Source organism: Brotaphodocola sp., from assembly GCF_983179755.1.
Window position 1 is genome coordinate 1 of record NZ_CFAHBC010000051.1, and the last position, 11238, is coordinate 11238.

At 48.4% G+C, this 11238-nt stretch carries 11 protein-coding genes; 2 read left to right on the forward strand and 9 right to left on the reverse strand.

Annotated elements, in window-relative coordinates; translation table 11 throughout:
* Positions 1–463 precede the first annotated feature (463 nt).
* From AC4EVX_RS12225 to AC4EVX_RS12245, 5 genes are all read right to left on the reverse strand, one after another.
* Positions 464–2230: an anti-sigma-I factor RsgI family protein gene (locus AC4EVX_RS12225; RefSeq protein ID WP_490160298.1), complete on the reverse strand. Its 1767-nt coding sequence runs from the start codon at positions 2228–2230 to the stop codon at positions 464–466.
* 5 nt (positions 2231–2235) lie between these two features.
* The gene (locus AC4EVX_RS12230; protein WP_177977195.1) at positions 2236–2763 is read right to left on the reverse strand and encodes an RNA polymerase sigma factor; all 528 of its coding nucleotides are present in this window, start codon (positions 2761–2763) and stop codon (positions 2236–2238) included.
* 127 nt (positions 2764–2890) lie between these two features.
* Positions 2891–4093, reverse strand: a complete 1203-nt coding sequence (locus tag AC4EVX_RS12235; protein WP_177977194.1) for a cation diffusion facilitator family transporter — start codon at positions 4091–4093, stop codon at positions 2891–2893.
* Positions 4094–4175: 82 nt separating this feature from the next.
* Complete coding sequence (truA, locus tag AC4EVX_RS12240) at positions 4176–4994, reverse strand: tRNA pseudouridine(38-40) synthase TruA (RefSeq protein ID WP_490160299.1); 819 nt, start codon at positions 4992–4994, stop codon at positions 4176–4178.
* Positions 4995–5060: 66 nt separating this feature from the next.
* Entirely contained in the window at positions 5061–6230 is a 1170-nt protein-coding gene (locus AC4EVX_RS12245; protein WP_490160300.1) for an aminotransferase class I/II-fold pyridoxal phosphate-dependent enzyme, read from the reverse strand.
* A 229-nt stretch (positions 6231–6459) separates the two neighbouring features.
* Here AC4EVX_RS12245 and AC4EVX_RS12250 point away from each other — a divergent pair, with 229 nt between their 5' ends.
* Complete coding sequence (locus AC4EVX_RS12250) at positions 6460–7293, forward strand: deoxyribonuclease IV (RefSeq protein WP_177977191.1); 834 nt, start codon at positions 6460–6462, stop codon at positions 7291–7293.
* Between the two features lie 106 nt (positions 7294–7399).
* On the opposite strand, the gene AC4EVX_RS12255 is transcribed toward AC4EVX_RS12250, so the two are convergent.
* The 4 genes from AC4EVX_RS12255 to AC4EVX_RS12270 all read right to left on the reverse strand — a co-directional run bounded on the left by AC4EVX_RS12255 (position 7400) and on the right by AC4EVX_RS12270 (position 10524).
* Positions 7400–7993, reverse strand: coding sequence for a cytidylate kinase-like family protein (locus tag AC4EVX_RS12255; protein ID WP_177977190.1), 594 nt, complete (start codon positions 7991–7993; stop codon positions 7400–7402).
* A 91-nt stretch (positions 7994–8084) separates the two neighbouring features.
* Complete coding sequence (locus tag AC4EVX_RS12260; protein ID WP_177977189.1) at positions 8085–8714, reverse strand: NAD(P)H-dependent oxidoreductase; 630 nt, start codon at positions 8712–8714, stop codon at positions 8085–8087.
* Between the two features lie 277 nt (positions 8715–8991).
* The gene (locus AC4EVX_RS12265) at positions 8992–9834 is read right to left on the reverse strand and encodes a bifunctional 5,10-methylenetetrahydrofolate dehydrogenase/5,10-methenyltetrahydrofolate cyclohydrolase (RefSeq protein ID WP_177977188.1); all 843 of its coding nucleotides are present in this window, start codon (positions 9832–9834) and stop codon (positions 8992–8994) included.
* A 63-nt stretch (positions 9835–9897) separates the two neighbouring features.
* A complete protein-coding gene (locus AC4EVX_RS12270; RefSeq protein ID WP_177977187.1) occupies positions 9898–10524 on the reverse strand; it encodes a cyclodeaminase/cyclohydrolase family protein in 627 nt (208 codons plus the stop codon).
* Positions 10525–10695: 171 nt separating this feature from the next.
* Here AC4EVX_RS12270 and mscL point away from each other — a divergent pair, with 171 nt between their 5' ends.
* Positions 10696–11178 carry a large conductance mechanosensitive channel protein MscL gene (gene mscL, locus AC4EVX_RS12275; RefSeq protein ID WP_177977186.1) on the forward strand — a complete coding sequence of 161 codons (483 nt, stop codon included), beginning with the start codon at positions 10696–10698 and terminating at the stop codon, positions 11176–11178.
* The last annotated feature ends 60 nt before the right edge of the window (positions 11179–11238 follow it).

The window sequence follows — 11238 nt, forward strand, 5'->3', positions numbered from 1 at the left end:
AACCTTGAAAATGACGGAGTCAGAGTCCGTTGCCTTACCATTTGGCGATAGCCCATCACTGCAACGAAGATTATTATATATGATAACTTTAAAAACGTCAAGCGTTTTTTTATTTTTTTCGATTTTATTTTTACAGAACTTTAAAATCCCTTTATCTCATCTTTTAATGTACATTCATAATCTGATCTTTGTCCAATTATTTTTCTAACACCTAGACATTCATCCGAAATTTGCAGCCAAGCTCCGAAAGCAGGAAAATACATGCAAACCCGTGTGAAGCGTCGGTGCTTAGGCTGTGTACTTTACAGCCTTATGCACCGCTACGCTCGCCCGGCGTATCGAGGAAGCGCCAGTGACGCTTCCGCTGATTTACCCGGAGCGAGAGCGAGTTTGCATGACTTTTTCTGCTGGAGGAGCGCTCCTAAAGAAAACCTAGAGGAACTTTCCTTACAGAAATATCTTTCTACTTAGATTTCTGATTCGTCTCCTCTTTCGCGCTCACATCAGAACCATCCGATTCCTTCGCACGCTTTGATTCTTTTGAATTTGAATCTTCGCCATCTCGATCTTCTGAATCAGAATTCTTCGAGGACGACATTCCCCCTCCCTTAGACTGCTCAGACTGCGATGTCTCAGACTCCTTATCCGATTCCGAAGAAGCATTCGTTTCCACGTCGTCATCTAAGTCATCCTTATCCGGATCATCCATTGCATCATCTGCAATTTCCGGCTTCTCAAAGGTTCCCGTCACCGTTGTCGCGTGTTTTCCCTCTCGCGGAGTCAATCCACCAAGCACAAACGTGTACGTCTTTCCGCCCTCAAGCCCTTCGGCTGAGATCACGCACTCATCCTTCGAGGTATCATCCACATATGCCGGATAATGATTTCCATCCTCATCGCGGATCAGAACTGTCGGGTTCTTCCACTTCACAAACGTTGCAAAGTAGACAAAAATCTGGTCATCCTCCCACTCGGCATAGTCGATCTCCACGCCATCGTCGATGATCTCCTCATTCTCCTCATTCTCACTCTCCGCTGTTGTCTCCGTTGAGGAAGTCGCCACAGAAACCGGCTGGCTTGCCTGCGTCGGCTCTGCCTCAGCAGTGCGGGACTCTTCCTCCTCTGAACTGCTCTCCTCCGTGCTTTCTTCCGTCGAAGCAACATCTCCCGTTGTCTCTTCCGTCGGAGCGGTAGCAGTCCGATCCGTCTCCTGCGCCTGCTCCGCCTTCTCTCCGAGTGCAAGCGATTCCTGATTGATCTGCTCTGCGATCTCCTCCATTGTCATTGTCGAGAACCGCTCCATATCCTCCATGCTGAGATTCTTATTCTGTGCGATCAACTCTTTCAAGAAATACGCCTTTCCATAGGAAATGCCATACTCTTTTGCAAGCTCACTGACCTCATCATCCTCCGGTGTTGCCTGTTGATCGTAAACCACCGCCTGAACCTGATGCTCTTTGAGCGTTGTCTCAATATCCCCGACCACACTGCTTCGCAGTTTCGATGCCTTGCTCATACTGTCATTGTTGACGGTCACGAGGATTGCATTTTCCGTGTCATCGAGATAACCGTGGGTCACCATAGAACCGATGACGGCATTGACCGCTACATTCAAATCCACACCTTTTAAATCCATATCAGAAAGGATTTCTTTTGCATCCTCATTGAGTGCCTCTGCGCTCAGAATCTGGCTTCTCTGATTGATCGACAGCTCCACACTCGGGTTCACATCAATTCCAATGATCGAATCCACACGCAGATTCCGTGCATGATACTGCCAGACACCTCCGCCCGCTGTAATCAACAGCAAAAACGTCGCCACTGTCGCCACACTCCGGCGCAAATACCGCTCAAATCGAAAAACCTTTCCATGTTCCTTTCCTGCCGTCTTTTCCGCTGGCCACTCAGCTGATCCGGATCTCCCCCTTCTTTCCGCTCCCAGCTCGAATGACCCCTCAGAATTCATCGAATTCATCGAATCCATCGGAACAATCGGAGTGATCACTCTCGGAACAGGGTCCTGAGGCACCGATAAATCAAGACGATCAAAAATATCCGGTGTGAGTCCGTTGACAGCGGATCTTAAATGGCTTTCAATCTGCCCGGTCGTCCACATTGCAGTACTCGTACTCGTGGCACTTTGTGCACGACTGGCACTGCCAGATCGATTGCGATCACTGCCGGCACCGGCATTGTTCATTTTTTTCTGCCTGTCTGTTTCCTGCTTCACCGTCCTCACTCCTCTCTCAGATATTGTTTAAGTTTCCGAACCGCGCGATTATACTTTGACAGCACAGTTGGAAGTGGTATTTTCAGATCCTGCGCAATCTCTCGATGCTTCAGTCCTGCTCCCGCATGGAGAAGCACAATCTGTCGCTCCTCCTCCTTCAAAATCTTAAATGCGGTCTTTAAGACCATCGCATCTGCCATATTTTCAATCGGAAGACAGAGTTCCCCTATCTCCTCGCCCACCAGTTCATCCAGTCCTACATCCGCAATCCTTTTCTGGTCGCGAAACTTCATATAGCAGAGATTCCTTGCAATCGTAAAAATCCACGCCAGCGGTTTTCCCTGCGACTGGTAAGAAGACGCCGAAGTCCACACTTTCATGTAGGTCTCCTGCATAACTTCCTCCGCATCCTGTGGATTCTTGATGATGGAAAGGATAAAACTGTATACAGCCCTGTCTGTATTCTGATAGAGTTGATGAAACGCCTCTTTATCTCCGAGGCTGACCTGTGTCAAAAGTTCTTCGTCGCTCAATCGGATTCCCTTTCTAATTATTTAATGCAGGAGAACGCCGTCTTATTGCATGATTCTCTCATTCTTCTCATCTTCTTGTCATTTGCATCTCGAATTTGATGCCCATTCTCCCGGAATTTATCTCGACTTACCTCGATTCGCCACGGGGATCAAGGTCTTCATCCTCATAGCTGTGTTCCATCTGAATGATACAATATGCGGTTTCATCCTGCTCTGATATTTTCTGACAGATCTGCTCTTTTAATGCATCTTCCATCTGTTCCGTGTAGTCTCTCGGCACAACAAGATCAAAGATCAGATTCCGTCTCTTCGTTCCCTGAACAAGCCGGAAATCGTGAATGCTAAGTCTCGAATCCAGCCCGTTTATAATTTCAATTATCTTTTCTTTTAGTTCCGTCGCACGGGTATTGTGCAGATCGACCGGGTCCATATGGATCACGAGCATGACTCCAAGTTCCCGGTACGCATCCCGCTCAATCTTGTCCACAATCGTGTGCGTCGTCTCAATCGGCACATCAGCTGCGACCTCGACATGAATGGATGCCATGCTCCGATCCGGTCCATAGTTGTGTACAATCAAATCATGTGTTCCCAAAATCCCGTGATACTTTCCCACGAAATCTGAGATCTTTTTGTACAACTTCGGATCAATCGCTCCGCCGATCAGCGGTTCGAGCGTCTCCTTTGCGATGTTGATTCCTGCAATCAGGACAAGCACCGACACAACCACTCCGACCAGACCATCGATGTTGACCTTCCAGATTCCATAGACCATCATAGAAAAAATCGTCGAGGATGTCGCCACGACATCACCGAGCGAATCAGCGGATGTCGCAAGCATCACCGTCGAGTGAATCCGTTTTCCAAGCGTGCGGTTAAAAACTGCCATCCACAGCTTTACTCCTATCGAGAGCACAAGAATCGCAATTGAGATCTTGCTAAACGACAGATCTTCCGGATGAATCACCTTGTCGACCGAGGTCCTGAAGAGAGAAAAGCCGACCTGCACCACAATAAACGCAACAATAAATGCGGAAATATACTCAATTCTGCCGTGGCCAAACGGATGCTCGCGATCCGGCGGTTTCTGCGCCATTTTCACCCCGACAAAGCCGATGATCGAGGATGCCGCATCCGACAGATTGTTGAAGGCATCCGCCATAATTGAGATACTTCCCGTCAAAAAACCTGCTGTCATCTTCGACGCAAACAGGAAGAGATTACAGCAGATTCCAACCAGACTCGCCATAACTCCGTAAGCTGTGCGAACGGAGGCACAGTCTGTCTTCTCATAATTTTTTACAAATAATCTAACTAGCAGTTCTGTCATTTTTCCTCATTCAATCATTTCTTGCATGATTGATCCCATTCGATGAATCCCATCATAAATCCCAGTAAAAATTCATTAAGAATTAATCATAAAAAACATGTTCGAGGCAGAGTCCCTCCGCTGGAGCCGTAAAGCCCGCCATCTGTCTGTCCTGTGCCTCAAGAATCTCGCGGATAGACTGCCAGGAACGCTTGTGCAGTCCCACCTCAATCAGCGTTCCGGTCAGAATCCGAACCATATTCTGAAGAAAGCCATTTCCCGTAAAGCGAAGCGTCACCCCGCCCGCACCAAAATCCTGCCGGATATCAATCGAGTAGATCGTCCTCACCGTCGACTTCTTCATTTTTTTATTTCCGCAAAAACTCTTAAAATCATGCGTTCCGATCAGAAGCAGGGATGCCTGCTCCATCGCTTCCAGATCAAGAGGCTGTCCCAGTCCATAAATCGTCCGGCGAAGAAAAACATTCCGGCGCGCTCCCGTCTCAATCCGGTAGGCATAGACTTTCCTGACTGCATTTAAACGACTGTGAAACCGCTCAGGTGCCTCCTCCACAGAGATCACGGCAATGTCCTCCGGAAGATAGGCATTGAGATAATCCCGAATCTGATCCGTTTTCTTCATCCGGACACTCTTTTTCCCACTCATTCCGGGCATCTTTCCGGACTCCGGAAGAGATTGAATCTCAATCTCAGCCGGGAGATAAAAATTGGCGACCTGACCCAAGGCATGTACACCGGCATCGGTTCGGCCGGAACCGTGAATCTCAACCAGCTCTCCCGCCATTCTGCCAAGCACCGCCTCGATCTTTCCCTGAATCGTATCCGAAGTGTTGCCCTGCCTCTGCCATCCATTGTAACGGGTTCCCTCATACTGAAGGATCATTTTATAATTCTGTCTCATTCTTTTCTTCTTATCACTTCACTCTTATTCTTTTATTTTCTTTCATTTAGTTTCTTCTATTTTCTTCTATTTTTTCAGAATTCCGCTCTTATCGATTGCCTCAATCGCCTTCTTTAACTCCGGCTCATCCTGAACAAGTGCCATACGCACATGACCCTCTCCCGACGGTCCAAATGCACTTCCCGGTGTCACAAGCACGCCACAGCGCTCCACAAGCTCCATTGCAAACTCTGTGGAGGAAGTAAATCCTTCCGGAATCGGCGCCCAGACAAACATCGTTGCCTCTGGCTTTCTCATCTTCCAGCCAATCGCATTCAAGCCATCGCAGAGCACATCACGGCGCTTCTCATAGGCAGAGCGGGTGACAGCAACACAAGACTGATCTCCGGTGATTGCCACGATTGCCGCCTGCTGAATCGGAAGAAACATGCCGTAATCCATATTGGACTTGAGAGTCTTCAAGTGAGAAACCACTTCCTTATTTCCGACGCAGAATCCGATTCTTGCTCCGGCAAGTCCATAGGTCTTTGACAGGGAGTTGAACTCCACACCAACCTCTCTTGCGCCCGGGAACTGAAGAAAACTTCCGCAGTGCTTTCCGTCAAACACGAGTTCACTGTATGCATTGTCATGAAGAACAATAATATCATATTTTTTCGCAAATGCAACCAGTTCTTCGTAGAAAGAATCCGGTGCCATAACCGCAGTCGGGTTGTTCGGATAGGAAACAATCATGAACTTTGCTCTCTGTGCAACCCCCTCCGGAATCTCAGAAAGCTGGATGATGTAAGCATTCTCCTTCTTCTGTGGCATGTAGTAGAGTTCTGCACCCGCAAGACGCGGGCCATCCGCAAAGACCGGATAACACGGGTCCGGAACGAGGACGAGATCTCCCTCATCGACGATCGAGAGTGCGATGTGTGCAAGTCCCTCCTGAGAACCGAGCAGAGAACAGATCTCCGTCTGCGGATCTAACTCCACACCATAACGGCGCTCATACCACTGAGAAACCGCCTCCAAAAGTGCTTTCTGGTCATTGATTGCGTAGATATAGTTGTTCTTGTCGCCTGCTGACTCACAGAGCGCGTCCAAAATATGCTGTGCCGGAGGAATATTCGGTGCTCCGATGCTCAAATCTACAACCTCTGCTCCCTCTGCCAGTCTCTTCTGTTTCTTTTCTGCAAGCTGAGAGAAGATGCCTTCTCCAAACCGTTCCATCCGTTTTGCAAATCTCATAATTTTTTCTCCTGTCAAATTTCCATATATATTTTTTTGTTGGGTCGGTCTGTGTTTCCGGCTCAATTCTCCTGAGGTGTTACCGTATACAGCAACAACATTATCACTCATTATACTATCACACTCTTTTAAGAGCAAGCAGGAAAGAAGTTTTATGGTATAATATAAAAATAACAAATATAAAAGAAAAACAAGTTTCATATTTTTTTGAAGAAAGGATATTTCAATCATGCTTACAATCGGATGCCACCTTTCCTCCTCCAAGGGTTATCTTGCAATGGGAAAAGATGCCGTAAAAATCGGAGCAAACACATTTCAGTTCTTTACCAGAAATCCCCGTGGCGGAAATGCAAAAGCGATCGATCCTGCGGACGTAACCGCATTTCTCGATTTTGCTGAAGATCACGAAATCCACAACATTCTTGCCCATGCTCCCTACACGCTCAATGCATGCTCAGCAGATGCAGGGCTTCGGGATTTTGCCTGCCGGACAATGGCGGACGACATGAGACGGATGGAATTCACGCCGGGAAACTGTTACAACTTTCACCCCGGCTCCCACGTTAAACAGGGAGCCAAGATCGGCATCGCCTACATCAGTGAGATGCTGAACAAAATCCTCACCACCGCTCAGCACACCACCGTTCTCCTCGAAACGATGTCCGGAAAAGGCAGTGAAGTCGGACGAAACTTTGAGGAGATTCGGGAGATCATCGACCGCACCGAGCTCTCCGATCACCTCGGTGTCTGTCTCGATACCTGCCACGTCTGGGACGGAGGCTATGACATCAAAAATCATCTCGATGAGGTTCTGACTGAATTTGACCGTGTCATCGGTCTCTCACGCCTTAAAGCCATTCATCTGAATGACAGCCAGAACCCACTCGGTGCTCACAAAGACCGCCACGCCCGTATCGGAGAGGGACACATCGGAAAAGAGGCACTGATCCGCGTGATCAATCATCCTGCGCTTCGCACCCTGCCATTTTACCTTGAGACCCCGCACGAAAATCTCGACGGATACGCCGAGGAAATTCGCATGCTGAAAGAAAATTACCGATGAAAAAAAGAGAAGCAACCGGACTTCTGATCTCAACCTTGTCCGACTGCTTCTCTCCTATCTTTTTACTCGATTCTTATCTTTTTTAACCGTTCCGTATTTCCCGCTCTTACAGGTCCACATTGTTTGCGATGATCTCAACGCAAGTTTCCACACCCAGCTTTCCGCTGTTTAAGCTGAGATGATAGTTGCGCGGATTTCCCCACTCATTTCCGCTGTAATACTGGTAGTAATCACGGCGCTTGCGATCAATCGCACGCATCCGACTCTCCAGCTTCTTTGCAGACTCCTCCGGCTCAAGCGCCTGCATGCGCTCAAGACGCTTCTTCATGCTCGCGCAGATAAACACATGGAATCCGTCTTCCACAATGATATCAGAGCAACGACCGATGATAATGCACGGTCCCTCCTGCTCCAGTTTGCGAATCATCTGGGACTGTGCCAGAAAAATCTGATCCGAGACCGGCACCTCATACAGCGGAGAAAATGGATTGACCGAAACGTACTCCTGATCGACCCGTACCTTTCTTCCAATCACTTCATCATTCGCATGAAATACTTTTTCTGCGATATTGCTGTCCTGTGCAGCCAGAGAAATGATCTCCTTATCGTAAAACGGAATTCCCAGCTTTTCTGAAAGTCGGAATCCAATCTCGCGTCCGCCACTTCCAAACTCTCGGCTGATGGTAATCACTTTGCTCATAATTGCATGGCCTCCTCTCGTGTATGAAGCACTCTCCATCTCGGGAAAGTACCACCAGTATATCACGTTTACGGAAAGAATTCCACCGCTTTTAACGGATAAAGTTTGTTCTCTGACGAACTTCCTCCGGCTGTGGATGTGTAAATCCAGCTGCCTCGCCTGCCTTGATGCAACGGATCAGCCATGCCAGATTTCTCGCCAGATCTCGCATGTTCTGAAGACCCTCAAGATCCTGACGAACCTCATCCGGAGTATTTCCGTGAACCATGTTCCAGTACTGTCCGGAGACAACCGGCATCCGGTTGATCGTGAAATACTTGTTCAGCACATCGAGAGAAGCCGTCGTTCCCGCACGTCTCGCAGATGCCACTGCAAATGCCGGCTTATATGCGAGATCTACACTGCCTGAATAGAACAGACGATCAAGAAATGCCTGAATTCTTCCGCTCGGATGTGCGTAGTAAACCGGTGTGCCAAATACAAAACCGTCTGCCTCTTTCGCCTTCTGTCTGACCTCATTTACCATATCGTCATCAAACACGCACTTTCCAAGTTTTCCGCAAGCCTTGCAACCGATGCAGTCGCGAATTGCATTCTTTCCGAGAGAAATGATCTCCGCCTCAACGCCCTCCTTCTCAAGCACATCCGCAACCTCTTTCAGCGCTGTGTAGGTACATCCATAATCATTACTGCTTCCGTTAATTAATAATACTTTTGACATGTGAAATTCGACCCCTTTCTACAAACCCCTAATTATTATTCTATTTCTACATCAAACTACTTTTTATCTGGTCCACAACTGCGACATAAGGCGAGAAAGTACATGCAAACCCGTGTGAGACGTCGGTGTTTAGACTGCGTATTTTGCAGTCTTATGCACCGTTACGTCCGCTCTGCGTATCGAGGAAGCGCCAGTGACGCTTCCGCTGATTTACCCGGAGTGAGAACGAGTTTGCATGACTTTACTCGCCGTCGGCGCCACATAAAAATCTTCAAACTCAATTATTTCTCTTCGCCCATGCCTGCACTAGATGCTTAGCCAGAACCGCCGTTGTCACCGCACCGACACCGCCCGGAACCGGAGTTGCCATACTTGCATGACCCTCAAGAGACTCAAAATCCACATCTCCGCAGAGTTTTCCATTCTCATCCACATTGATGCCGACATCGATCACAACTGCTCCGTCTCCGACATACTCGCTGTCAAGCATCTTCGCCTTGCCCGCTGCCGCACAGAGAATCTCCGCATTTCGACAGGTCTCCTTCAGATCTTTCGTCCGGGTGTGGCAAATCGTCACTGTCGCATTTTCCTTTAAGAGAAGCATCGCAAGAGGACGACCGACCACCATACTGCGTCCGACCACAACTGCGCGCTTTCCGGAAATCTCAATCTGATTCTGTTTGAGAACTTCCATAACCGCCTCAGCTGTACACGGCGCAAAACCACTCTGATCTCCCGCAAAGACCTTCGCAATATTAACCGGAGAAATTCCATCGAGATCCTTCTCAGGATCAATCATGTTCTCGATATCCTTCTCGCAAATCTGCTTCGGGAGTGGGCGAAGCATCAGAATTCCCGTCACATCCGGATCTTCGTTGATCTTCTGAAACTCTGCCTTGAACTGTGTATCGCTGATGTCAGCCGGGAACACATAAGACTGCACTCTGAGTCCAAAGTTTCCCATCTTTTTGGTTGCGCCTTTTTCATAAGAAATGTCATCCGGTCTCGCTCCGACACGGATGATCGCTAACTTCGGTGCCTCACCGGAAAGCGTTCCCAGAATTTCCTGTACCTCTTCTTTGATCTTTGCAGAAACCTCTGCCCCCTTTAATGTTACCATTCTGCTTCGCTCTCCTCTCTCGCTTTTTCTCTCGGTTTTTTCTTTCCGTTTCTTATCGCATTCTTATCTCAGCTTTTCCTGAACTCTTCCATAAATCTGATCCGCCAGATAGATGCCATCTCTCAAAAGTGCATCCGCCTCTCGGTTCAGCTCCTCCGCCTTCTCGCGATCCTTCATCGAGCGGGTGTTGATATAAATATTCATCACTGCTCCGGTGACTGCTGAGCGCGCAAACTGTGATGCCACGCCAACATCGGAGACTGCCATCTTGCTTCCCTTCTCCTCGAGAACATCGAGATCCTTCAGAACTTCGATCGCCATTCCCATGATCTGAAGCGGAACCAGGCTTGCTTCAAGCAGATTTTTCTCCATCTCCCAATCTTTTGTTGCTCGCTCCTCCTCGGTATTCGTCGGCAGGGAATAAGCGCGTGCAAGTGGTGCAAACACTTCCGCATCCTGATCGGCAAGATCGAGAAGATCTTTCTGAATTTTCTCAAGATGCTCGCAGATCTCTTTCACCTCAGTCTCCACATCAGCATATCGCTTCTTTCCGATCGTGAGATTGGAAACCATCTGTCCAAGCGCAGAGGCAAGCGCACCTCCAAGCGCAGAGGCTCCACCGCCACCCGGTACCGGTGCTTTCGATGCCAGTGTTTCTATCCATGTTCCAATTTCCTGCTTTTCTATCATACGTCTCTATCCTCCAGCTGAAATATTCAGAATCGCTGCTTTTCGCTCAGTATACCATACCCCACCAAACTTTTAAAGATTGAACCCGAAAGTTTGGTTGCATTGTCTGTTAAAATTCTTTATACTAAATGAAACAATCACACAATACTTTCGATAGGGGGATGAGTTACTGTGAAAAAATTACTCAGTGAATTCAAGGACTTCGCCTTAAAGGGCAACATGATCGATCTCGCTGTCGGCGTTATCATCGGCGGTGCTTTCAACAGCCTTGTCAAATCGCTCGTTGAAAATATCGTCATGCCGGCGCTCAGCCTTCTGACCGGTCGCATTGATTTCACCAACAAATTCATCGCGCTGAATGGTCAGCACTATGCCACTCTCGAGGAAGCAAAGGCTGTGACTTCCACGATCAGCTACGGTCTGTTCATCACCGAAGTGATCAATTTCCTGATTATGGCATTTGTGATCTTTCTTGTGGTTAAACAGCTGAACAAGCTCCACAAGCCGGCTCCTGCTCCGGAACCGCACGAGAAGACCTGTCCGTTCTGTAAGACAAAGATCGATCTCGACGCTGTTCGCTGTCCGCGCTGCACCTCCATTCTCTCCGATGAGCTGAATGAGGAGATGCGCAGAGCACTCGCAGAAGAAAAATGATTGGTTAATCGAGTAGGAGGCGGTGACTAACCGCCGTCCTCTCACACCACCGTGCGTACC